25 protein-coding genes are annotated in these 23,153 nt (G+C 69.4%); 11 read left to right on the top strand and 14 right to left on the bottom strand.

What is annotated here, in order from left to right:
- Positions 1-18: 18 nt before the first annotated feature.
- On the top strand, positions 19-1,062 hold the full coding sequence (locus ABD104_RS24435; protein ID WP_343928377.1) for a LacI family DNA-binding transcriptional regulator: 1,044 nt from the start codon (positions 19-21) through the stop codon (positions 1,060-1,062).
- A 6-nt stretch (positions 1,063-1,068) separates the two neighbouring features.
- Here the strand turns inward: ABD104_RS24435 and ABD104_RS24430 are convergent, their stop codons facing one another.
- Positions 1,069-1,980 (bottom strand): LysR family transcriptional regulator, encoded by a 912-nt coding sequence (locus ABD104_RS24430; protein ID WP_343928376.1) that lies wholly within the window; start codon positions 1,978-1,980, stop codon positions 1,069-1,071.
- A 75-nt stretch (positions 1,981-2,055) separates the two neighbouring features.
- Here ABD104_RS24430 and ABD104_RS24425 point away from each other — a divergent pair, with 75 nt between their 5' ends.
- Entirely contained in the window at positions 2,056-2,814 is a 759-nt protein-coding gene (locus ABD104_RS24425; protein ID WP_343928375.1) for an alpha/beta fold hydrolase, read from the top strand.
- Positions 2,815-2,844: 30 nt separating this feature from the next.
- Positions 2,845-3,828, top strand: coding sequence for a Bug family tripartite tricarboxylate transporter substrate binding protein (locus ABD104_RS24420; protein ID WP_343928374.1), 984 nt, complete (start codon positions 2,845-2,847; stop codon positions 3,826-3,828).
- A 30-nt stretch (positions 3,829-3,858) separates the two neighbouring features.
- Here ABD104_RS24420 and ABD104_RS24415 read toward each other — a convergent pair whose 3' ends face one another.
- From ABD104_RS24415 to ABD104_RS24375, 9 genes are all read right to left on the bottom strand, one after another.
- Positions 3,859-4,986, bottom strand: a complete 1,128-nt coding sequence (locus ABD104_RS24415) for a porin (RefSeq protein WP_343928373.1) — start codon at positions 4,984-4,986, stop codon at positions 3,859-3,861.
- A 163-nt stretch (positions 4,987-5,149) separates the two neighbouring features.
- Positions 5,150-6,328, bottom strand: a complete 1,179-nt coding sequence (locus tag ABD104_RS24410) for an alpha/beta hydrolase family protein (protein WP_279818815.1) — start codon at positions 6,326-6,328, stop codon at positions 5,150-5,152.
- 22 nt (positions 6,329-6,350) lie between these two features.
- Positions 6,351-6,878 (bottom strand): VOC family protein, encoded by a 528-nt coding sequence (locus tag ABD104_RS24405; RefSeq protein WP_343928372.1) that lies wholly within the window; start codon positions 6,876-6,878, stop codon positions 6,351-6,353.
- Positions 6,879-6,915: 37 nt separating this feature from the next.
- Positions 6,916-7,641: an ABC transporter ATP-binding protein gene (locus tag ABD104_RS24400; protein ID WP_087838948.1), complete on the bottom strand. Its 726-nt coding sequence runs from the start codon at positions 7,639-7,641 to the stop codon at positions 6,916-6,918.
- Positions 7,634-8,416, bottom strand: coding sequence for an ABC transporter ATP-binding protein (locus ABD104_RS24395; protein WP_279818809.1), 783 nt, complete (start codon positions 8,414-8,416; stop codon positions 7,634-7,636). Before ABD104_RS24395 ends, ABD104_RS24400 begins: the two co-directional genes overlap by 8 nt.
- Positions 8,413-9,408 carry a branched-chain amino acid ABC transporter permease gene (locus ABD104_RS24390; protein WP_343928371.1) on the bottom strand — a complete coding sequence of 332 codons (996 nt, stop codon included), beginning with the start codon at positions 9,406-9,408 and terminating at the stop codon, positions 8,413-8,415. The genes ABD104_RS24395 and ABD104_RS24390 overlap by 4 nt, the downstream gene beginning before the upstream one ends.
- A complete protein-coding gene (locus ABD104_RS24385) occupies positions 9,405-10,289 on the bottom strand; it encodes a branched-chain amino acid ABC transporter permease (RefSeq protein ID WP_343928370.1) in 885 nt (294 codons plus the stop codon). The genes ABD104_RS24390 and ABD104_RS24385 overlap by 4 nt, the downstream gene beginning before the upstream one ends.
- Before the next feature lie 18 nt (positions 10,290-10,307).
- Positions 10,308-11,477: an ABC transporter substrate-binding protein gene (locus ABD104_RS24380; RefSeq protein ID WP_343928369.1), complete on the bottom strand. Its 1,170-nt coding sequence runs from the start codon at positions 11,475-11,477 to the stop codon at positions 10,308-10,310.
- A gap of 19 nt (positions 11,478-11,496) precedes the next feature.
- A complete protein-coding gene (locus ABD104_RS24375; RefSeq protein ID WP_087838943.1) occupies positions 11,497-12,102 on the bottom strand; it encodes an NADPH-dependent FMN reductase in 606 nt (201 codons plus the stop codon).
- A 131-nt stretch (positions 12,103-12,233) separates the two neighbouring features.
- On the opposite strand from ABD104_RS24375, the gene ABD104_RS24370 reads away from it, so the two are divergent.
- From ABD104_RS24370 to ABD104_RS24360, 3 genes are all read left to right on the top strand, one after another.
- Entirely contained in the window at positions 12,234-13,157 is a 924-nt protein-coding gene (locus ABD104_RS24370; RefSeq protein ID WP_087838942.1) for a LysR family transcriptional regulator, read from the top strand.
- Between the two features lie 126 nt (positions 13,158-13,283).
- Positions 13,284-13,709 (top strand): Bug family tripartite tricarboxylate transporter substrate binding protein, encoded by a 426-nt coding sequence (locus tag ABD104_RS24365; protein WP_343928368.1) that lies wholly within the window; start codon positions 13,284-13,286, stop codon positions 13,707-13,709.
- Between the two features lie 24 nt (positions 13,710-13,733).
- Positions 13,734-14,723 (top strand): alpha/beta hydrolase family protein, encoded by a 990-nt coding sequence (locus tag ABD104_RS24360; RefSeq protein ID WP_087838938.1) that lies wholly within the window; start codon positions 13,734-13,736, stop codon positions 14,721-14,723.
- Here ABD104_RS24360 and ABD104_RS24355 read toward each other — a convergent pair.
- Both ABD104_RS24355 and ABD104_RS24350 read right to left on the bottom strand, forming a co-directional pair.
- Complete coding sequence (locus tag ABD104_RS24355; RefSeq protein WP_343928367.1) at positions 14,681-15,427, bottom strand: SDR family oxidoreductase; 747 nt, start codon at positions 15,425-15,427, stop codon at positions 14,681-14,683. The two genes, ABD104_RS24360 and ABD104_RS24355, sit on opposite strands and share 43 nt — an antisense overlap.
- Positions 15,424-16,638: an MFS transporter gene (locus tag ABD104_RS24350; RefSeq protein ID WP_087838936.1), complete on the bottom strand. Its 1,215-nt coding sequence runs from the start codon at positions 16,636-16,638 to the stop codon at positions 15,424-15,426. Before ABD104_RS24350 ends, ABD104_RS24355 begins: the two co-directional genes overlap by 4 nt.
- A gap of 97 nt (positions 16,639-16,735) precedes the next feature.
- On the opposite strand from ABD104_RS24350, the gene ABD104_RS24345 reads away from it, so the two are divergent.
- From ABD104_RS24345 to ABD104_RS24325, 5 genes are read left to right on the top strand one after another with little or no spacing between them, the layout of a single operon-like run.
- Positions 16,736-17,644 (top strand): LysR family transcriptional regulator, encoded by a 909-nt coding sequence (locus ABD104_RS24345; RefSeq protein ID WP_279818780.1) that lies wholly within the window; start codon positions 16,736-16,738, stop codon positions 17,642-17,644.
- 40 nt (positions 17,645-17,684) lie between these two features.
- Positions 17,685-18,635, top strand: a complete 951-nt coding sequence (locus ABD104_RS24340; RefSeq protein ID WP_087838934.1) for a LysR family transcriptional regulator — start codon at positions 17,685-17,687, stop codon at positions 18,633-18,635.
- 56 nt (positions 18,636-18,691) lie between these two features.
- Positions 18,692-19,423, top strand: a complete 732-nt coding sequence (locus ABD104_RS24335) for an alpha/beta hydrolase (RefSeq protein WP_140416863.1) — start codon at positions 18,692-18,694, stop codon at positions 19,421-19,423.
- 40 nt (positions 19,424-19,463) lie between these two features.
- Positions 19,464-20,567, top strand: a complete 1,104-nt coding sequence (locus tag ABD104_RS24330; RefSeq protein WP_343928366.1) for a cupin domain-containing protein — start codon at positions 19,464-19,466, stop codon at positions 20,565-20,567.
- Between the two features lie 53 nt (positions 20,568-20,620).
- Positions 20,621-21,610, top strand: coding sequence for a Bug family tripartite tricarboxylate transporter substrate binding protein (locus tag ABD104_RS24325; RefSeq protein ID WP_343928365.1), 990 nt, complete (start codon positions 20,621-20,623; stop codon positions 21,608-21,610).
- A 7-nt stretch (positions 21,611-21,617) separates the two neighbouring features.
- Here the strand turns inward: ABD104_RS24325 and ABD104_RS24320 are convergent, their stop codons facing one another.
- Both ABD104_RS24320 and ABD104_RS24315 read right to left on the bottom strand, forming a co-directional pair.
- Positions 21,618-22,010, bottom strand: coding sequence for a RidA family protein (locus ABD104_RS24320; protein ID WP_087838930.1), 393 nt, complete (start codon positions 22,008-22,010; stop codon positions 21,618-21,620).
- Positions 22,010-23,143: a DSD1 family PLP-dependent enzyme gene (locus tag ABD104_RS24315; protein WP_087838929.1), complete on the bottom strand. Its 1,134-nt coding sequence runs from the start codon at positions 23,141-23,143 to the stop codon at positions 22,010-22,012. Before ABD104_RS24315 ends, ABD104_RS24320 begins: the two co-directional genes overlap by 1 nt.
- Positions 23,144-23,153 lie beyond the last annotated feature (10 nt).

The raw sequence follows: 23,153 nt of genomic DNA, 5'->3' as shown, positions 1-23,153 counted from the left end.
GATGCCCACAGGAAGCCCATGGCCAGTTCCAAGCCCGCCCACGGTCCCGTCACCATCAAGGACATCGCCGCCGCGCTGGGCATTTCGCACACCACCGTCTCGCGCGCGCTGAACGATCATCCCAAGCTCAGCGACGACACCAAGGCGCGGGTGCGGCAGGTGGCGCGGGAACTGGGCTACGTGCTGAACGCCTCGGGGCGCATCCTGCGCGGCGGCGCCAGTCCGCTGGTGGGGCTGGTCATCCCCGACATCCAGAACGATTTCTACAGCGCGATCGCCAAGCGCCTGGCGGAGCGCTGCCGGGACGCGGGCTTCCAGATGGTGCTGGCGATCACCGAGGACGATCCCGACGCCGAGTGCGGCGAAGTCCAGGCGCTGATCCAGGCCCGCGCCGCCGGGATCGTCATCACGCCTTCGCCGGCGCCCCTGCCCCGCACGGTCGAACTGCTGGCCGGCACGCCCGCGGTGCAACTGATACGCAGCGTCGCGGCGCTGGCCACCGACGTGGTGGCGATGGACGATGCCGCGGCGGCGCATGACGCGGCGGCCCACCTGCTGGCGCTGGGCCACCGGCGCATCGGCTACGTGGGCGGATACGCGCGCATCAAGCCGGGGCGCGACCGCCTGCGCGGCTTCGTGAAGGCGCATGCCGAGGCGGGGCTGGAAGCGGACCCGGAACTCATCGTGCAGGTGCCACCGCGCCAGGAGTACGGCGCCGATGCCATGCGCCGGCTGCTGGCCGCGCGGCAGCGGCCCACGGCGGTGGTCATCGGCAGTTCCGAGCTGACCATCGTCGCGCTGGCGGTCATACGCGAGCATGGCCTGTCCATCCCGTCGGACATCTCGGTGGTGGGCTACGGCGATCCCAAGTGGTACGAACTGACGACGCCGCAGCTGGCGGCGGTGCGCCTGCCCATCGAGGCTCTCGCGGCATCCACGGCCGAACTGGTTTTTGCGCGCATCGCCGCCCAGGCGCGGCCCGGCGAACCCGCGTCCGCGCCGCGCAAGCTGCGCATCCGGCCCGAACTGATCGCGCGAGGTTCCGCGGGTCCGCGCAGATGAAGGCGCTTAGCGCCGGCGCGCCGCCTTCGGCCGGACGTTGCCGTGCAGGGCGGCATAGGCCATCAGTTCCTGCTCCATCGCCTGCGCCAGCGGCGGCAGGGATTGCGACTTCACCTTCACGATGCCGATCCGCCGATGGCGGCCGGGGCGGACCAGCGGCACGAAGCACAGGTCCTTCGCGAAGGCCGGCACCGCCAGCCGGGGCAGGATGGTGACGCCCACCTGGCTGGACAGCATGGCCGACAGCGTCATCATGTTGGAGACGTGGAACCAGCAGCTGTCCAGCCACTTCGCCTCGGGGGTGCCGTTCAGCTCGCGGTGGGCGGTGGTGCCGATCAAGGGCAGGTCGGCCAGCACGGACCAGTCCAGCCGGCTGCGCCGGGCCAGCGGATGGCTGGCGTGGCAGACCAGGCCGAACGCGTCCGTCATGAGCGGGATGAAGTCCAGGCCGGGCGTGATCGAGATCTCGCTGGACAGGCCGAAGTCGACTTCGCCCGACAGCACCATGCGGTGGATGTTCTCGGAGTTGTCGTCGATCAGCCGGACCGCCGCGCCGGGATGCCGGCCGATGAAATCCTTGATCAGCGCCGGCACCCAGTTGGTGGCGAAGCTGCCTATGGAGGCCAGCGTGAGCGTGCCCGCGTGCTGGCGCGATTGCGACAGCAGTGTCTCGACGATGCGGTCGTGGTGCTTGACCAGTTCCCTGGCCAGGGGCTCGCACACCTTGCCGAAGGGGGTGGGTATGGTGCGGCGGTCGGCCTCGAACAGCGGCGCGCCCAGTTTTTCCTCCAGCAGCTGGATGATCTTGGAGACGGCGGGTTGGCTGCGCAGGACCTTGTCGGCGGCGACACGATAACTCTTCGCATCCAGCACGTGCAGGAAAACGCGCAACTGGGCGATGGGGATCTCTGCCAGCATGTCGATTCCATATGGTTATTGTTCGATCAATATTATTCAATTTTTGGATGACGCGGACGAGCCTATGATCGCCGGATGAATCATGCAGATCGACCCGACGAACCGCTCATTGCGCCGCACGTCGTCCAGCACCCCGGCCCGCTCGTCCTTGCCCTGGCCGGGGGCGGATGCAGTCCAAGGATCTACGGCCAGGTCGCGGCCCCCGGCTGCGCGCTGCATGAAGTGGATTGGATGCGGGGGGCGGGACCGTTCACGCCGCCGGCGGCCGCGCGGCGGCTGGCCGATGCGCTGACGCCGCGTACCGCGCCGACGGTCTTGCTGGGACACTCGCTGGGCGGGGTGATCGCGCTGCTGACGGCCCTGGCCCGTCCGTCCGCCGTACAGGCGCTGGTCATCTCCAACACGGGTCCGCACACGCGGGACCACGGCGACAACTCGCTGCCCGAACGGATACGCCACCAATGGACCCCGCAGACGCGGCGCGCCTTCCTGCAAGCTTGCTTCGCGCACGAGCCGCCGCCCGCCCTGATGCGGGAGCTCGAACGCTACCTGGGCGAGCTGCCGGCCGAAGCGCTGCTCGAAGCCGTCGAGGGGCTGCGCCGGATAGACCTGAGCCATGGTCTGGGCGAGCTCCGCTGCCCGGTGCTGATCGCGCACGGGGAACTGGACCGGCGTCGCCGCGTGGCCGATGCGCAGCGGCTGGCAGCGCTGATTCCGGGCGCCGAACTGGTCCTGCTGCCGGGCGGCCATACCCCCATGGTGGACTGCGCCGGCGCCTACAACGAGGCGCTGGACACGTTTCTGGCGCGGCACCTTCGCGCAACCCAACCCTGACGGGAAACAACAAAGAACGAGGAGACAAACATGAACTTCGGAAGCATCCGGCGCCTGGCGCCGGCGGGTCTGCTGGCGTGCGCGGTAGCCTGGACCGGCATCGTGCATGCCCAGGCATCCGACTGGCCGAGCCGGCCGGTCACCATCATCGTGCCGTCGGCGGCGGGCGGCGCGGCCGATTTTTCCGCGCGCGTGTTCGCGGGCTATATCGCCAAGGTCTATCCCAAGGCCACCGTCGTGGTCGACGACCGCCCGGGCGCCGGTGGCGTGATCGGCACCATGGCTGCCAAGGAGGCCAAGCCCGACGGCTACACCTTCCTGTTGTCCACCAATTCGACCCACGCCGCCAACCTGAGCCTGTACAAGGACCTGCGCTACGACCCGGTCAAGGATTTCGTACCGGTGGGCCGGTTCGGCACCTACGGCTCGGTGCTGATGGTGCCCAAGGAAAGCCCGTTCCGGACGGTGCAGGATCTCATTGCTCATGCGAAGTCGCACCCTGGACGCATGAGCTTCGGCTATTACAGCTCGTCATCGCAGGTGCCGGCGGAAATGCTGAAGGCCGCCGCGGGCGTGGTCTATGAAGGCGCCGCCTACAAGAACGTGACGCAGATCGTCACCGACCTGATCGGCAAGCAGTTCGATTTCGCGTTCCTGGATGCGCTATCGGCCGCCTCCGCCCTGCAGAACGACCGGCTCAAGCCGATAGGGGTCACGACCCCGCGCCGGCTGCCGCAACTGCCCGACGTGCCCGCCATTGCCGAGGCCATTCCCGGCTACGAAATGCAGGGCTGGCTGGGGCTGACCGCCCCGGCCGGGACGCCGCCCGCCATCGTGGAAACCGTGAGCGCGCTGATGGGCAAGGCCATGGCGGACCCCGAGGTCAAGCAGTCGCTGGAGGCCAAGGGCATGCAGGCGGGCTTCCTGCCCGCCCGCGACATGGGCGCCTTCATCGCGGCGGACATCGTGCGCTGGCGCGACTGGGTGCGCATGGCCAACATCCCGCCCAACTGAGACGGGACCCGCGCCGGCGCGGAAGCCGCGTCAGAACTTGTGCCGTATGCCGGCGATGACGGACATCTGCGTCTTCGAGTCCGACGGCAGGTTGCTGAAGATCTGCGCGTAGCGGGCGTCGCCGGCGGCCTTCTGGTAGATGCCCACCAGGAAGACGTCGGTGCGCTTGGACAGGAAGTAGTCCACGCCCAGATTCAGCTGGTGCCACTTGGGCTTGTTGCCGTTGCTGCTGTACTTGCCGTCGGTGAAGATATAGCCGGCGCCCACCAGGGTGCTGGGATTGATGAAGTAGGTGATCGTGCCCTCGTAGTTCGACAGCTTCAGGTCGCTGTTGTCGAAGTAGTCGAACTTGCTGTGGGTGTACAGGGCCGAGACCTTCAGCGCGGGAGTGATGGAGTAGGATCCGCCCGCGCCGTACATGGACTGGCGGTTCACGCCCGCGCCGCCAGGGCTGGTGACGAAGGGCGAGGTGATGCCCCAGTCGCCGTAAATCGCGCCGTTGGGGTTGGTGGCGCTGTTGGGCCGGCGCATGTCGTGGTAGGCCACGCCCACCGACCAGGGCCCCTGGATATAGCCCAGGCCGGCGCTGATGCTGCGGTTGTCGGTGGAGTCACCGGGTTTCTCGGCGGCGCCGTAGACGCCGATGAACTGGAATCCTCCAAACTTGTTCATGTACTGCACCGAGTTGCTGATGCGGGCCACCGGGAACAGGTTGTCGTTGTCGCCGATGTGGGTGCCGATCGACGCGAACTGGATGGCCGATTCGTAGCCCACCAGGGTCTGCGACATGGCGTCCATCTGCCGGCCGATGGTGACCTGGCCCCAGCGGTCGTTGGCCAGGCCGACGATGGCGGTGCGGCCGAACAGGCGGCCCTGGGTCCAGGTGCCGGTGTCGGGCGAGAATCCGCTTTCCAGGTTGAACAGCGCGCGCGTGCCGCCGCCCAGGTCCTCGGTGCCGCGCAGCCCCCAGCGCGAGACCTGCATGACGTTGGCCTTGAGCTCGGTCAGGCTCTTGCCGCCGATGTTATTGGTGTAGGACAGGCCCTCGGAAATGATGCCGTACAGCGTGACGCTGGTCTGGGCCTGGGCGGTGCCGGCCAGGGCCGCTGCCAGCAGTCCGCAGCCTGCCGCGGCGGAGGCCGCGATGCGTGTCTTCATGGTGTCTCCCCTCTTGTTGGTGATGGCCTGGCGATGGGCAAAGCAGGGTCCTCCAGGCGCGCGGGGGCGTCCGGATGCGAAACCCGTCGTCAGGTGTGGTGGCGCGCCGGACGGTCAGGACAGGCCCGTGCCCCGGGCCTGCGACCGGCGGAGGGCGCGCCGGTCAGTCAAGCAGTCCGCGCTGCCTAAGCCAGTCCATGCATAGGTCCCCCGCCTGTTGCAGATGTTCGGGTTGGCCGACGAAATAGTGGTTGGCACCCCGGATCACGGCCATGCTCTTGTCGGCGCTTGCCGCCGCGTCGAAGATGCGGCGGGTGTGAGGCTGCGGCACGGCGTCGTCGGCCGAATGCTCGATCGCCAGCAGCGGCACGTGGATGCCGGCGGCGCATTTCTCGCCGTGCGCGTTGGTGTCGTCCGGCGACCATTGCGACAGCCACGAGCGCAGCGTGGAAAATCGCGCCAGCCCGATGGGGCCGTTGTTGGCGGTCTCGGGCACGCCCATGAAGCAGGTGCCGATGGGGCGGTCGTTGGGGTCGATGGCGCCATCCAGGAATCGGGGTTCGGCCATCGTCCTGTGGGTGACGAAACCGCGCTCCATTTCCTTGCCGCCGCGCTTCTTCAAGGTCTCCAGCGTTTCCTTCACCCATGCCGTGCGGCGGCGGATGCGGGCCAGCTGCGCGGCGCGGAAGCGCGCGAGGAATTCGGCCGAATAGGGCGGCTTGCGATCGGGGTGGTAGAGGTCGAGCTCCGGGTCCCGGCGATCGGGATCGTTCTCGTCGACGACGCTGGGGTCGATCCAGTCGGCGAAGGTGACGGCGCGCGAGACGTGCGCCGCCTGGAAGATCATCGCGTCGGCCGGTATCAATCCGGCGGTGGTGATGGCGCAGGGATCGCCCGCCGGCGTGTGGGTGATGGTGGGCCGTTCGGCCTGCGACTGGTAGAACAGCGAAAGCGAGCCGCCGCCCGACCAGCCCATCAGCACGATCTTCTCGTAGCCCCATGTTTCGCGGGCATGGCGGATGTAGGCGCCCAGGTCCACCGCCACGTTCTCCATGATGAGGGCGCTGTCGTTGCGCGCATACCGGCTGCCGGCGCACAGCACGTGCAGGCCGCGGGCGGCCAGGGCGCGCGGCATGGGCAGCAGCTGCAGCGTGGTGGCCGGATGCATGAAGACCAGCAGGGTCCGCGATTTCACGCCCTTGGGGACGTAGCGGACGCCTTCGAGGTGGATGGTGCCGAGCGAGCCTGCGAAACCGTATACCGACTTGAAGGCGGCCTGTTCGGGGAATTCGACGTGCACCCATTCGGCCTGGGTGTCGTGGAGGGGGCTGTCCTTGCTCATGCTGTGCGAGATCTCCCTGTGGTCAGCCCGCGGCGGCCAGGCGAGCGGCCTTCTCGCGGGTCCAGGCATCGCACTGGGCGCGCGCCGTGGCCCGGTAGCCGGCCATTTCCTCGTCGCTGGCCACGGTGGTGGTCAGCTCCAGCCGCACGCCGTTGGGATCGAAGAAGTAGATGGATTGCACGAAGCCCTCGTGATCGACGGGACCCAGGACTTCCACGCCGGCGGCCAGCAGGCGGGCACGCGCTTCTTCCACCGCCTGTACCGAGTCCACGCGCAGCGCCAGGTGGTTGGCCCAGCGCGGCGTATTGGGCGAGGGGTCGGCCGCCTGGTTGTCACCCAGGTCGAAGAAGGCGACGTTGCTGCCGTCGGTCATCTCGAAGAACAGATGGACGTAGGGGCAGTGTTCGCCGGTGCTGGGGATGGTCTCGGCTCGGACCAGGTGCGTCAGCGGCAGGCCCAGGATGTCCTCGTAGAAACGGCGGGTTTCCTCGGCGTCGCGGCATCGGTAGGCGAAGTGGTGCAGGCCGCGGATGGGTACGAAAGATGTCATGGTGTTGCTCCGGATGAAACGTGGGGTCGCGTCGGGCTCATGCCGCCTGCCGCGCCAGATCGAAATAGAGTTGGGCGAGGTCGTCGCGGCGGGCCAGCTCGGCGCTGTCGGCGGCGAGCGCGATGCCGCCCTTCATCAGGACATAGGCGCGGCGCGTGAAGGGCAGCGCGATGTCCAGCTTCTGCTCGACCAGCAGCATGGTCAGGCCATCGGCCCGCAGCCGGTCCAGCACCGCCAGGATCTCGTCCACCACGCGCGGCGCCAGGCCCAGGAAGGGTTCGTCCAGCAGCAGCACGCGCGGCGCGGACATCAGCGCCCGGCCGATCGCCACCATCTGCTGCTCGCCGCCCGACAGGGTGCCGGCAAGCTGCCGGCGCCGCTCGGCCAGCCGGGGAAACAGCCGGTAGACGAAATCGAAGCGTTCCTCGGCACGCGAACGGTCGCGCCGGACCAGCGTGACCGAGCCCAGGCGCAGGTTGTCTTCCACCGACAGCGGCGCGAACACATGCCGGCCCTCGGGAACCTGGACCAGCCCGCATTCGACGATGCGGTGGCTGGGCAGTCCGCCTATGTCGGCGCCGGCCAGCTTCACCGTGCCCGAGCGCTGCACGAGGATGCCCGACAGCGCCGCCAGGAGCGTGGTCTTGCCCGCGCCGTTGGGCCCCAGCAGCGCGACGGTCTCGCCTCGTTCGACCCGCAGGTCGACATTGCGCACCACGGGTGCGTGGCCATAGCCGCCGCTGACATTGCGTAGTTCAAGCATGGGCCAGGTTCTCCACGTTGCCGAGGTAGGCCTCGATCACCGCCGGGTCGGCGCGCACCGCGTCGGGCGTGCCGTCGGCGATCTTGCGGCCGAAGTTCAGGACCGCCACCCGGTCGGCCAGGGCCATCAGGAAGCGCATGTCGTGCTCGATCAGCAGGACCGCGATGCCCTGGCGGGCGATGCCCAGGATGATCTCCTCCAGTCGCGCGCATTCACCCGGTGCCAATCCGGCGGCCGGTTCGTCGAACAGCATCAGGCGCGGGCCGGCCGCCAGTCCGCGGGCGATTTCCAGCAGGCGCCCCTGGCCGAACGACAGCGTGGAGACCTCGGCCTGCGCGAACTCGCCCAGGCCGACGAAGTCCACCAGTTCGTCCGCCCGCCGCCGTGCCTCGCGCTCGGCACGATAGGAGTCGGGGGTTCCGGCCAGCACGCGCCACAGCGACGCCGGCATGCGCGTGTGCATGCCGACCATGACGTTCTCGCGCACCGACAGGCTGTCGAAGGACTTGTTGTGCTGGAAGGTGCGCACGATGCCGCGTGGCGCGAAGCCGTGCGTGGGCACGCCCGCCAGGGACCGGCCGTCGAAGGCCAGCGTCCCGCTGGTGGGCGCGAAAGCGCCGGCGATCATGTTGAAGGTGGTGGTCTTGCCGGCGCCGTTGGGGCCGATCACGCCCACCACTTCACCCGCGCGCACGTCCAGGTCCAGGTCCGAAACGGCGTGCAGGCCGCCGAAACGCTTGCACAGGCCGCGTGCCTGCAACAGGGGGGAATTCATGCCAGGCCCTCCCGTTTCACCGCCGTGGGCTCGACCGCCGGCACGCGAGGCAGGGCCGAGGGAGACGGGTGGCGACGGGCTTGCAGCCGGTCCCACAGCCCGATCAGGCCACGCGGCTGGAACAGCACCGCCAGTACCATGAACACGCCGAACACCAGGGCATGGTGGTGCCCGATGATGGGCGAGAGCACCAGCGGCATCAGGTAGAGCAGCACCGCGCCCAGGATGGCGCCCGCCATGCGGCCGCTGCCGCCGACGATCACCATGAACAGCAGCAGGAAGGCGTTCTCCAGACCGAAGATGTGCGGGTTCACGGTGTTGTCGACGAAGGCGTAGACCATGCCGGCCACGCCCGCCAGCGCGCTGGTGACGGCATAGGCGATGACCTTGGTGCGCCGCACGTCCACGCCCATGGCCGCGGCGGCTTCGGGGTTGTCGCGCACCGCGCGGCAGGCGCGGCCGAACCATGAACGGTCCAGCCGGCCGATGATGGCCATGGTCGCCAGCATCAGCACCACGATCACCACCGTGTACCAGGGGCCCGTGACATGCACGCCGAAGATGTCCGGCAGCCGGTAGCTGGCGAGCCCGCCGGTGCCGCCGGTGATCGCGCCGCCCTCGTTCAGCACGACGATGAAGAGCTGGGCGAAGGCCAGCGTGGCCAGGGCCAGGTAGAAGCCTTCGAGGCGGGTGGCGGGTATGGCCACCACCAGCGCCAGCGCCACGCAGACCGCCACCGTGGCCAGCACCGCCAGCGGCAGGGGCAGGCCCGCCTGCGTGACGAGGATGACGATGGTGTAGGCGCCGATGCCATAGAAGCTGAAGTGGGAGAAGGCGATCTGGCCCGAGATGCCGAACAGGAAGTTGTAGCTGATGGCCAGCGCGATCCACAGCAGCATCTTGCGGTAGATGTCGGTCTGGTAGGCCCCCAGCGCGAAGGCGATGGCCGACAGCACCACGGCCGCCACGGCGTAGGAAAGAAAGGACTTCATGCGCGGGCCTCCCGGGGACGCAGCAGGCCCGCCGGGCGCACCAGCAGGAAGGCGATCAGCAGCACCAGCGGCACGCCCATGGCAAGGCCCGGCGGCACCGGCGCGTAGCGCACCGTGAACTGCTCGGCGAAGGCCAGGATCAGGCCGCCCAGCAGGGCGCCCTCGACCCGTGTCGCCCCGCCTATGACCAGCGCGGTGAAGCCCTGTATGGCCAGCGGCATGCCCATCAGGTAGTGGGCCGAGACGTTGGGCGCCACCAGCACGCCGGCCAGTCCGGCCACCACCGCCCCGGCCGAGAAGGACAGGGCCGTCACGCGAGACAGGTTGATGCCCATCAGCGCGGCGGCGCGGCGGTCCAGCGCGACCGCCTCGAACGACCGGCCGGTCAGGGTGCGTTCGAAGAAGTACCAGGCGCCCGCGAACACCGCCAGGGCCACCGCGATGATGAAGAAGCTCTGGTACGAGCCGGCAAGCAACCCGAGTTCCAGCCGGCCGAAGCCGAAGGCCGGCGGCACGGGTTGCGGATCGGGGCCGAAGCCCAGCGATACCAGTTCGCGGAACACCACCAGCATGCCCAGCAGCGCGAGCACGGGCGCCAGCGGCGGCGCGCCCCTGACCACCAGCGGCCGCACGGCCAGCCGTTCGGTCAGCCAGCCCACGGCCACCATCAGCGCGGCCACCAGCGCAATCGACACGGCATAGGGCAGCTCCACGCGGGACAGCGCCACATAGGCGCCGAAGGCCGCCACCATGGCCCATTCACCCACGCCGAAGTTGATGATGCCGGTCGGGCGCGTGATCAGCAGGTAGGCCAGCGCCACCAGTCCGTAGATACAGCCGCTGGCGGTGGCGCTGACGAGAAGTTCGAGTAGATCGGTCATGAGGCCCCTGCACCCGCGTCACTGCGCGCCCGAGAAGACGACCTTGCCCTGCTTGTCGCCCTCGTACACCCGCACCACCATGCCGTTGCGGTCGAAGCCCGTGCGCTTGCCCCCGGAGAACCCATAGGAAGACCCCACCGCGCCCAGCACGCCCACGTAGCCCTGCGTGGCCTGCATGGCCGCGCGCACCTTTTCCTTGTCGGTGCCGCCGGCGCGCTTGATGGCGTCGGCCACCAGCATCAGCCCGTCGTAGCCGTAGCCATTCAGGTTGTAGGGTTCGACGCCGTTCTCTTTCTTGTAGGCCTCGATGAAGCGGCGCGCTTCCGGCTTGGCCGGGTCGAAGGCGTCGACGAACACCACGCCGTCCAGCAGTCCCTTGGCCACCACCGCGGTCTGCGGTACCGACAGGTTGAAATTGCCCAGCACCGGCATCTTCAGGCCGAGCTGACGGTATGAACGCAGGATGAGCACGTTCTCGGGCGTAGTGACGCCGGTCAGGAAGATGGCGTCCGGCTTGGCCGCGCGCACCTTCTGCATCTGCGGGTCGGCGGTGGTCGAGCCGCGCGGGACCACTTCCTCGGCCACGATCTGCGCGCCGGATTTCTCCAGTCCGGCCTTGAACGAGCGGTTGGTCAGCTGGCCCAGGTCGGAGTTTTCCCCCACCAGCGCCACGCGCTTGAAGTTGCGGTTGGCGGCGTAGGCCAGCAGGGTGGCGATCTGGGTCGAGCCCAGGGGGCCGGTCTGCCAGAAATAGGGATTGTCGATCTGCGTGGTCAGGGTGTCGCCGCTGTTGGACGGCGTGAGCTGCGGCGTCTTGGTTTCCAGCGTGACGGTCTGCACCTGCTGGGTCGACGGTGTCAGCGACAGCGACAGGATGAAGGTGGCGCCGGCCTCCACCAGCTTGCGCGCGGCCGTGGCCGAGATGTCGGGTCGGGCCTGGTCGTCCTCGATCAGCAGCTCGACCTGGCGGCCCAGTATGCCGCCCTTGGCGTTGAGCTCCTTGGCGGCGAAGACGGCGCCGGCCGTTACCGGTTCGGCATAGGGCTTGGCGGGACCGACCTTGTCGGTGATGATGCCTATCTTGATGGGCTGGGCCATGGCGGGGGCCATGGCCAGGGCGGCGGCGGCCAGGGCCGCGCGCAGGGCGAATCCGGCCATGCGGCCGGACCGGGGGGATGCGATTTTCATGGTGTCTCCTCCTGTTGTTCTAGGCGCGCGCCTGGTCCAGCGCGCGCAGGCGCCGGACCCAATGGGCGAAGGCCGTCATCTGGTCGCCCAGCACCTTGCGCGTGGCTTCGTCGGCCAGCCGGCCCTTGGCGTCGAACTTGGTGTGGCAGGAACCGATGAATACCTCGGGCCGCAGCAGCACCTGCGCCTCCAGGCAGCCGAGGATCTTGCGCAGGTCGTACTGGTTGCGCGCCCCTCCCACCGGCCCCTGGGTGGCGGACAGCAGGGCCACCGGCTTGTGGCGGAAGGGCTGGGGATCCAGCCGCGAGAGCCAGTCGATGGCGTTCTTGAGCGCGCCGCTGACCGAGAAGTTGTATTCGGGACTGGCGATGAGCAGTCCGTCCGCGGCGCGCAGGCGATCGGCCAGCTGCCGCACCGGCCCGGGAATGCCTTCGGCCTCCATGTCGCCGTTGTAGATGGGAATGCCGTCGAGTTCGGCCAGTTCCAGCGACAACTCGACCGGCATCAGGTCGTGCGCGGCGAGCAGCGCCATGCGGTTGTAGGAACGGCGCCGCAGGCTGCCGCATATCCCCAGGATCTGGAGGCGGCCGGCCTGATGCGCGCCAGGCGTCGTATGAGCGTCCAAGCGTCTGTCTCCCGTGGCGCCTTCGTGGGCGCCTGTTTTTCGTGATGGCGAAGCCAGTCTATGACCGAGCGATATCAATTCCTAGCAAAATGGTTTATCTTCAATATCAACGGCGTTGATATCACTCCGGCATGGACCTGCTGCGCTTCGACCTGAATCTGCTGCTGTGCTTCGACGCCATCTACCGGCACCAGCGCCTGTCGGCCGCGGCCGACGAACTCAATCTCACCCAGCCGGCGGTCAGCGCCGCGCTCAAGCGCCTGCGCGCCCATTTCGACAATCCGCTGTTCGTGCGCACCTCGCGCGGCATGCGGCCCACACCGTTCTCGGACGGCATCGCGCCCAAGATCGCGCAGGTGCTGGAAGTGCTCAAGGGGGTGGACCTTTCGTCGGAATTCACGCCCGCCAGCACCACCATCAATTTCCGCGTCTACATCAACGACGTCGGCATGATCGTCGCGATGCCCCAGGTGCTCGCGCATCTGCGCAAGCACGCGCCCCACGCGCGCCTGACCATCGTGGACCTGCGTCCTGACGAGGTGGTCGACGCCCTGGACAGCGGCAACATCGACCTGGCCATCGGCTACTTCCTGGGCATGCCCAACTGGGCGCGCCAGCAGAACCTGCGCACCACGCGCTACGTCTGCATGGTCGCCGGCCATCATCCCGAGATCCGGGACTCGCTGTCGCTGGAGCAATTCCTGCGTTGCCGCCATGCCATGTACGTGAACAGCGGCTCGCAGTACTACGCCATGGAACAGGCCCTGGCCGAGCGGGGCCTGACGCGCGACGTCATCCTGCACGTGCCGCGCTTCTCGGCCCTGCCCTTCCTGGTGGCGCAGGCCGACCTGATCGCGACCGTGCCCGAGGACCTGGGCACGCTGTTCTCGCGGCTGCTGGACGTGAGGATCTTCACGCCGCCGCTGGAACTGGCCAATTTCCAGATACACCAGTACTGGCACGAGCGCCTGCATGCCGAACCGGCGTACCGCTGGCTGCGGCAGATCGTCTACGACAAGACCTCCGGGCTGACCGTGGCGCGCCGCGCCGATTGAGTGCCGGGGCGACTCAATCGATGCGTGTTTTCGAATTGGACGGTGCCGCCGGCCAGGGCTAGAGTGCGGCGTCGCTCCGGGAACGGCTGTTTCCCGGTCTCATCATTCCGTCCAGGACAGCACGCCATGCGCAAGATCCTTTCTTCTTCCCCCTTCCGCCACGCCGCGTGGGCCATGGCCGCGGCCGCCGCGGCCGGTCCGGCCAGCGCGCAGACCTATCCCGACAAGCCGGTCCGCATGGTCGTCGCATTCGCCCCGGCGGGCGGGACGGACATCGTCGCCCGGCTGGTGGCTCCCCGCATGGCCGAATTGCTGGGCCAATCGGTCGTGGTCGAGAACCGGGCCGGCGCAGGCGGCGTGATCGGCACCGAGAACGTGGCGAAGGCCGCGCCCGATGGCTACACCACCCTGATGGCGACGATGGGCAACCTGGCGGTCAATCCGTACCTGTATTCGATGCGCGTCGACGTCCAGCGCGACCTGAAGCCGGTCGGCGTGAGCGGACCGCACGCCTTGCGGGCTGGTGCGGTCCGGGCGAGCGGGGTATCGTAGGGCGTTGTTCGATCCAAAGCCACCATGAGCGCCCTGCCCAAGCCCCCGCCCGCCGGCTTCGACCGGCCCGCCGCCGCGCTGCCCGTCGTCATTCATGCCGCCGACGGCTATCCGTTGGGCGGCTTTGTCTGGCGCGGGGTCGACGTGGGCGCGGTGACGAGGCCGGTGGTGATCATCAACGCGGCCACCTCGGTCAAGTGCCGCTATTACTTCCGCTTCGCCCAGTACCTGCATGACAACGGCATGGACGTCGTCGCCTACGACTACCGCGGCATAGGCGAGTCGCGTCCGGACCGCCTGCGCGGTTTCCAGGCAAGCTGGACCGACTGGGGCGCGAAGGACTGCGAGGCCGTGCTGGGCTATGCCGCGGCCATGTGGCCGGGCCGCGATATCCATCTCGTGGGGCACAGCTTCGGCGGCTGGGCCCCCGCGCTGGCCGCGTCCTGTTCGCGGATCGGCAGGATGGTTACCGTGGGCGCCCAGTTCGCGTACTGGCGGGACTATGATGCCTCGGTACGCTGGCGCATGGTGGCCAAGTGGCATCTGGCCATGCCGCTGCTGGCCCGGGCATGTGGCTATTTCCCCGGCCGCAGGCTGGGCTGGCTGGAAGATACGCCCACAGGTGTCGCGCTGGACTGGAGCACGCCTACGCCACGCTACGAAGACCGGCCCAGCGCCCGCCGGGCCTTCGGCGGCGCCGCGCTGCCTGCCGCCTCCGCGCGGGCCGGCATCCTGGCGATCAGCCTGACCGACGATCCCTTCGGCACGGTGGCGGCCATCGAGCGCACCCTGGATTACTTCACGCGCAGCGAACGCACGCACCTGCGCATCGCGCCCGAGGACGTGGGCAGCAAGGCGATCGGGCATTTCGCGTTCTTCCACAGCGACTACCAGGACCTGTTGTGGCCGCTGGCCCTGGAGTGGCTGCGCGCCGGCGGCGATCACGCAGCACGGCCTGTGCCCGTCGGTGTCTACAGGCCGCCGGCCACCTTGAGGATCTCGCCGGAGACGTAGCCGGCCTTTTCAGACAGCAGCCAGACGACCGCCTCGGCGATTTCCTCCGGCCGCGCCACCCTTCCCATGGGCACCCGGGCGGCGATGCGCGAAGGCCGGTCCGGTTCGCCCGCGGCCGCATGGATGTCCGTCAGCGTGGTACCCGGGGACACGGCGTTGACCCGTATGCCCAGGCCTGCCGTCTCGCGCGCGAGCCCGGCCGTGAAGCCCTCCACCGCCGCCTTCGACGCGGCATAGTGCACGTATTCGTGAGGCGCGCCCAGCGTGGCCGCGACGGAGGAAATGTTGACGATGCTTCCGCCCATGCTCCTGCCCGCCCAGTACCGCACGGCCTGTCGGCTGAACAGCATGGTGCCAAGGACGTTGACGTCGAGTACGCGCCGCAACACCGACGTCTCGACGGCGGAAAACGCTCCGATGGGGCCGGTCGTGCCGGCGTTGTTCACGAGAGCGGTCACCGGATGGGGCAGCGCGGCCGCCGCGTCGAAGGCCAGTCCGGGCGCCGCCTCGTCCGCGACATCGGCCTGGACGCAGCACGCCTGCCGCCCCATGGCCCGGATGTCCTGGACCAGAGCGCGGGCCGCGTCGGCCTGTTCGCGGTAGGTCAAGCAGACGTCGTAGCCCGAGGCCGCGGCGAGCCGCACGACGGCCGCGCCGATGCCTCGGCTGCCGCCGGTGATGATGAGGGTGCCGGGATGAGTCATGATGGGGAATCCTGGTGGCGGTGACGAAGGAAGAGGGCTGCCGCGAGCTGCGCCGTGGCCATGGCCAGCGCCGCGGCCAGCAGCCCGGCGTGGCCGACATGCCCGATGACGAGGGCGAAGCATACCGGCGCGGCGGCGCTCAGCATGAACGCGGGGCGCAGCACGCCCCCCACGATACGTCCATAATTGCGCGCGTCGAACAGGGCGAGCGGAATGGCGCCGCGCATGATGGTGGCCATGCCGTTGCCGGCGCCATACAGCAGCGTGAAGGCCAGTGCGCCCGGCAGCGTCGCGCCCGCCGCCAGGGCGGCGGCGAAGCACAGGCACAACAACAGGCATGGCAGCAGGTTGACCGTCAGCGTCCGGGCGCGGCGTCCCATCGCGGCGATGCCCACCCGGCCCGCGACCTGGCCGATGCCGAACAGCGCGGACAGCGAGACCGCCATGCCGGGCGTCCAGCCCAGCCCGCGCAGGATGCCGGGCAGGTGCGCCGACATGCCGGTCTGGATGAACAGGGCCAGGGTGGCGATGCAGCCGTACAACAGCACGTCCGCGCGGACCGCCGGCCGATCCGGTGCGTCCCGGCCCGGTGCGGTGCCGGCGGTATCCGGCCCGTGGCCGCGCGGCAGGGCCAGGTACAACAGCGACGAGGCCAGCAGCAGCAAGGCGTAGACGGCCAGCGCGCTGCGCCAGCCCCATTCCTGTCCCAGCCACTGGCCCAATGGCCAGAAGATGGTGGAAGACAGTCCGCCGAACAGCGTGACCTGGGACATGGTCTGGCGCGACGCCGGGCCGCCCAGGTGGGCGAGCGCGGCAAAGGCCGCGTCGTACAGGGCGAGCCGCATGCCGAGCCCCAGCAGCACCCAGCCCATGTAGTAGACGGCGCCATGGTGGGCGGCGGCCAGCGTGACGCAGCCGGCGGCGCCCAGCGCGCAGCCGGCCATCATCGGGGCGCGGCCGCCATGTCTGTCGATCCTGCGGCCTACCCAGACCGAGGACAGGCCCATGACGGCCAGCGCGCACGAGAAGCCGCCGTGGACGAAACCGGCGCTCCAGCCCAGTTCCGCCTGTATCGCCGGCCCGAACACGGACACCAGGTAATGCATGGTTCCCCAGGAAACGATCTGTGCGCATCCCAGGCACACGACCAGGGTGGCCGTGATGCCGCCGGTGGCGGACGGGCGAAGGGGCCTGGCGGCGGGATCGGACATCGTGGCGGAGGAAATGAGGCAGGTCGTTGCCGAACTCTAGCGTCAGGCGTTACATAAATGAATCGACATCCCTTTATGCAATGCATAAACGACTTCTATGAAATCGCTGAATCCCGCCTATCTGCTGACTTTCAGCAGCGCGATGGAACTGGGCAGCTTCACCGCCGCCGCCGAACGGGCGGGCATGACCCAACCCGCCGTCAGCCACCAGATCCGCGAACTGGAACGACGCCTGCAATTGCGACTGGTCGAGCGGGTGGGACGCCGGGTGGCGCCGACGCAGGCCGGCGCACTGCTGCTGGAGCATGCGGCGCGCATCAAGCTGGCGCTGGACGATGCCGAGGCGGCCATGCAGCGCCATGCCAGCACGCCGGGCGGGCTGGTGCGCGTGGGTACCGGCGCCACGGCGTGCATCCATCTGCTTCCGCCAGTGCTGCGCCAGCTCAAGCGCAGGATGCCGGCCATCGATATCGTGGTCAGTACCGGGAACACGCCCGAGATCCTGAGGCGGGTGGAGGACAATGCGTTGGATGCCGCGCTGGTGACCTTGCCCGCCACCGGACGCAGCCTGGACATCACGCCCGTCGTCCAGGACGCCTTCGTTGCCATCGCCCCGAAGGGCGAGGCGCCGGTACGGCGAATCTCGCCCCAGGCGCTGGCGCGTCGGCCGCTGGTGCTGTTCGAGACGGGCGCCAACACCCGGCGGCTGATCGATGAGTGGTTCGCGCGCGCGGGCTGCCGCGTGAAGCCGGTCATGGAACTGGGCAGCGTCGAGGCGATCAAGGAAATGGTCGCCGCCGGCCTGGGATGGTCCATCCTGCCCGGGCTTGCGGTGGCGCCGCCCGGCCGACGCGGCGGACTGGACGTGATCCGCCTCGCGCCCGGCCTGGAACGCACGCTGGCCTGGGTGATGCGGCGCGACAAGCCGCTCAACCGCGCCCTGGGCTTGGTCAGCGAAGCGGTCCTGGGATTGCGCGGCCGCAAGGAGGCCCGATGGCTACAATGACAGGCATCGCCGGTTCCCGGATCCGGAACACCCCAGCCGCATGTCCGACCACAAGCGAATCAACCTCCAGCTGCTGACCTATCTCGACGCCCTGATGCGCGAGCGGCACGTGACGCGCGCGGCCGAGCGGGTGGGCATCGGCCAGTCGGCCATGTCGAGCGCGCTGGCCCGGCTGCGCGAGATCTTCCACGACCCGCTGCTGGTCAAGACCTCGTCGGGCATGGAGCCCACCGCGCGAGGCATGGAGCTCGCGCGCAAGGTGCACGAGGCGCTGGAGCTGATCGATGCGGCCACGCGCGGCACCGACGAGTTCGTGCCCGCGGTGGCCGAGGGGCATTTCCGCATCCTGGCGTCCGAGGGCGTGGCGCGCCAGTTCCTGCCGGGCCTGATGACCCGCGCCCGGCGCGAGGCGCCGCGGCTGCGCTTCACCTCGCGGCCGGTGGACATCCGCCGTACCCACGAGTACCTGCGCGACGCCGAAGGCGATCTCGTCATCGGCTATGTCCGCCAGGTGCCGCAGGACCTGCACCAGACCGTACTGTATCCGCAGAGCATCGTCTGCATCGCCGCGGCCGGCCACGCCGGCATCCGGGGCTCGCTCACGCTCGAGCAGTTCCTGGCCTATCCGCACGTGGTGTGGGGGACGGGGCCGGTGCCCTATCCGACCATCGAGGTCATGGTGGACGACATCCTGGAGCGGCGCGGCCTGGCCCGCGACGTGGGACTGCGGGTGCCCAACGTGCTGCTGTCGGCCGATGTCGTGGCGGTGACCGACATGCTGGCCATCGTGCCCCAGCGCATCGCCTGCGACGCGGCGCGCACCCTGCCGCTGCAGATACTGCCCCTGCCCTTCGACACCGATCGCGCCGACCTGAGCATGCTGTGGCACGAGCGCGTGCACCGCGAGCCCGCGCATATCTGGCTGCGAGGCGTGATGCGCGACGTGGCCGCGCAGCTGCGGCAGGACGCGGCGATCGACGGTCCTCAATAGCGGTATCGGCGGCGCGCGATTGTGCCGCGCGGGGCCGGCTTGCTGTAATCGCCGGCATGCAAGATCACCTGATTTCTCCTGTGGACCGTCCGTGGCGGGAAGAGCGGCTGCGGCTTGCCGTCCAGGGCCGCGCCGTGCCGGGCATCGCCTGGCTGCCCGAGACCTCCTGTGCCGGGCTGGTCCTGGCCTGTCATGGCGGCAGTGGCCATAAGGAATCGGCGGCCGTGCTCGCCATTCGCGACCGCCTGTTGCCCGAGGGCTATGCGGTCGCCGCCATCGACGGCCCGGCGCATGGCGAGCGCCGCGCCGACGGCTCGCGCGATCCGGGCAAAGCGAAGGCCGATTTCCGCACCGCGTGGCGCGAGGGTTTCGCGCGCGACGGCATGACGGCCGACTGGCGCGCCTTCCTGGATGCCCTGCTGGCGTGGCCGACGCTGGCGGGCCGGCCTGTGGGCTACATCGGCGTTTCCATGGGCACGGCCTACGGATTGCCCTACCTGGCCGCGGACGGACGGGTGCGCGCCGCCGTGCTGGGGTTGTGGGGCGCTTCGTATCCCGCCAGCGAGCACCTGGCACCCGCCGCGCGGCGACTGCGCATCCCGGTCTGGTTCACCCAGCAGTGGGACGACGAGGTCTTCGACCGCGCGGGCGTGGCCGAATTGTTCGACGCGCTGGGCAGCCAGGACAAGCGGCTGGTGGCCTACCCGGGCCCCCACCTGGAACTTTCCGGAGAGAGGCTGGACGATGCCGCCGCCTTTCTCGTCTCGCGGCTGCGCGCCGCCTGTTAGCCGGCCGTGGCCGGCCCTATTCCCTTTCGATGGAGCCTGGATGAAAACCCTGGATGTCTCGTACGAAGCCATGGGCGCCCGCACGGCGCGGTTCGACGACTATGCCGGCGCGGAGCGCGAAGGCGCGCGTGCCGACGCCGTGCGGGCGCTGTGGGGCGGGCAACTGGTGGCCTTGATGGGGGCCCGCAACACGCACGGCCGCTTCGCCGAGCCCCGCGTGCCCAGCCCCGCCCGAGCCTGCACAGGCTATGCGGCGTGGGAGGCGGGCCGCGGCTCGCTGCCCTATCGCAACCCCGACGCCATGGAGAACATCCTGTGCCTGGCGGGCACGCTGCGCGTGCGCTTCGGACCCGACCTGACGCACGAGATCCGCCTGGGACGCTTCGACATGCTGTCGATACCCGCCGACGTGCTGCACGAGGTTTCCTGCCATGGCGCGGACGGCGCCAAAGCGCTGCTGCTGCTCAACGGCGAACCCGATTGCGCCTATCCCGCGGTATTCCCCGGGCCGTTGCCCACGGCGGTCGATGCGCGGGAACTGGCCGCGCTGAATGCGCGCGTCGAGCCGGGGCGGGGACGAGAGGTCGATCCGGACATGATGGCGCAGCGCGTGACGCGCTTCGCCACGCTGGTGCCGTACAAGCGCGCCCTGAACGCGCGCAGCGCCATCCCGGCCGAGGCCACCGAATGGCTGACCGCCAGTTCGGTGTTCCCGCTGCTGGTGCCGGAGGGACACGTCGGCCGCTCGCAGGATGCGCCGCTCAAGGGCGGCCCGGGCCTGTACGTGGCGATCGCCGAATGCGTGCCCGACGACGGCCCGCTGCCGCACGCGCATTTCGACACGCAGGAATCGTTCTTCGTGCTGGACGGCGAATGGGACATCACCTGGGGCTTCGAGGACGAGTATCGCCTGCCGGTGCGCGCTTTCGACCTGGTCGGCGTGCCCACCGGCGCGATGCGGTCCTTTCGCAACACGGGCAGGGAGACCGCGCGGCTGTTCGTCATCATCCAGGGGCAGGAGCGGATGAGCGATACCGTCGTCTATTCCCCCGAGGTGGGGAAAGAGGTGAGCCGGCGCTTCGGCCCCGAGGTGGTCGAGGCCTTCCGCAAGGTCAACATCACGTTCGACGCCGAACGCGCCTGAACCATGATCCGCCAGCCTCCGCAGAGAGGCCGCGCGGCAAAGGAGGAGTGGAGATGAAGCAAGGACTTGTCGTGCCGGGACGCAGGCGGCACCTGGCCACGTTGTTCGCGGCGGGCCTGGCGCTGGCCGCCGGGCGGGCGGATGCCCAGCCGTATCCGGCCAAGCCCATCAAGCTGATCGTGCCCTATGCACCGGGCGGCGTGACCGACGTTTCCGCGCGGCTGGTCGCGCAGAAGCTGGGCGAGCTGCTCGGCCAGACGGTGTACGTGGAGAACAAGGGCGGCGGCGGCACGCGCATCGGGGCGTCGGAAGCGGCGCGCGCCGCGCCCGACGGCTATACCCTGCTGTACGCCAATTCCATCACGCATGGCACCCTGCCGGCCACGGCCGTCTCGCTGCCGTTCGATCCGGTCAAGGACTTCACGCCCATCGCCAAGCTGTTCTGGTATGCCAGCACCATCGTCTGCCACCCTTCGGTGCCGGCCAATACCGTGGCCGAGCTCGTGGCCTACGCCAAGGGCCATCCGGGCAAGCTGAGCTATGCCAGCGCCGGTCCGGGCACGGGCAATCATTTCTCCAGCGAGCTGTTCAACGTGATGGCCGGCGTGAAGATCGTGCACGTGCCCTATCGCGGCAGCGGCCCGGCGCTGCAGGACGTGATCGCCGGGCAGGTCAGCTGTACCCACGACGGCGCGGCCAAGCCCTACGTCGATGCGGGCAAGGTCAAGGCCATCGCCACCACCGGGATCGCGCGCGATCTGCGCCTGCCCGGCGTCCCCACGGTGGACGAGGCGGGCCTGAAGGGTTACGACATGACCTGGTGGCAAGGTTTGATGGCGCCGGCCGGCACGCCGCCCGCCGTGGTGGAGCGGCTGGCGCGCGCCACGCAGGCCCTGGCCAGGGACGAGGCCTTCCGCGCCAAGGCCTACGACATCGGGCTGAACGTGCAGTACGAACCGGCCGATGTCCTGGCCAGGCAGGTCGTGCAGGACATCGCGAAGTTCCGCCGGATCGCGGCCGAGGCCAATATCGTGCTGGATTGAAGGACGGCTATGGCGCGGGCCGCAGCGCCACGGCCTCGACCTCCACCAGCACGCCATAGTGCAGCGCCGGCACGGGCACGACCGCCCGCGCCGGCCGCGCATCGCCCAGCATCCGGCGATAGGCCTGGTCGAAGGCCGGCCAATGTTCCACCCCGGCCAGGTAGACGGTGACCTTCATCACGTCGCGCCAGCCGCAGCCCGCCGCGGCCAGCGCGGCTTCGACGTTGCACAGGGCCAGGGCGGCCTGCTCGTCCAGCGGCAGGTCGGCGCGCGGTTCGCCCGAGGCGTCCAGCGGCAGTTGTCCCGATACGAAGGCCAGGCCACCGCCCGTGGCCACGTGCGAGTAATGGCCGCGCGGCGCGGCAAGACCCGCCACGGCCGGTGACGCGACCTCGCCCATCACCATCCTCCGAAGCGCGGCCAGCGGGCCTCGACGCGGGTGTCTCCCGCCACCACGGCATAGGCGCCGTGCTGGGCGGCGGTGGCGCAGGCGTGGTTGGGCAGGATGCGCAGCAGGGTGCCCACCGGCAGCATGGGCGTGGCGGCGGGGTCGGCGCGGTGGCGGACGATGCCGTGTTCCTGGTTCGCATCGATCATGATCAGGTCCTGCAGCGGCTTGCCATCCAGGTCGCACACCAGGCCATAGCCCTGGTCCACCGGTTGCCGGGCCGTGCCGCGGTCGCGCGACATGGCCATCCAGCCCGCGTCGGTGATCAGCCAGCCCTTTTCCTCTTGATGGCCGATCACGGTGCACAGCACGGACAGGGCGATGTCGTCGGTCCGGCAGACGCCCAGGCCGTTCATGACCAGGTCGAAGAACACGAACACGCCGGCCCGCACTTCGGTGATGCCGTCCAGCGAGCGCGCGAAATGCGCGGTGGGGGTGCTGCCCACGCTGACCACCGGCGCCGCGTGGCCGGCCTCGCGCAGGCGCTGCGCGGCCCGGACCGCCCCCGCGCGCTCCTGCTCGGCCATGGCGACGATGGCCTCGGTGGAGCGGCAGTTGTAGGAATCGCCGGCATGGGCCAGCACGCCCGCGACCCAGGCGCCCTCGCCTTCGCGCGCGGACAGGCGGGCGGCGATCTCCAGCAGCGCCGGGTCCTCGGGTTTGACGCCGGACCGGTGTCCGTCGGTATCGATCTCGACCAGCACGGGTAGTTCCAGCCCGTGGTCGCGCGCGTAGGCGCTGGTGGCCACCGCCGCCTCGGCGTTGTCCAGGATGAGCGTCAGCCTGGCTCCCCGCCGCGCCAGGCGCTCCACGTGGGGCAGCTTGGAAGGGGCTATGCCGACGGCATAGAGGATGTCGGTCCAGCCGTGGTCCAGGAAGTATTCGGCTTCCTTCAGCGTGGAGACGGTGATGGGTGTGCCGGGCGGACCCAGGCGCCGAGCGACGTCGGCGGACTTGTTGGTCTTGACGTGCGGCCGCAGCGCGACGCCGAAGGGAGCCAGCCGCTCGCGCAGCCGCGCGATGTTGCGGTCCATCCTGTTCCGGTCCAGCACCAGGACCGGGGTTTCGAGTTCGTTCAGTTGCATGATGTGCCTG

The organism is Pigmentiphaga daeguensis, from assembly GCF_039523035.1.
GTDB lineage: Bacteria > Pseudomonadota > Gammaproteobacteria > Burkholderiales > Burkholderiaceae_B > Pigmentiphaga > Pigmentiphaga daeguensis.
Note: the sequence above shows the minus strand (reverse complement) of the source record. Positions and strands in the feature narration are given on the sequence as shown.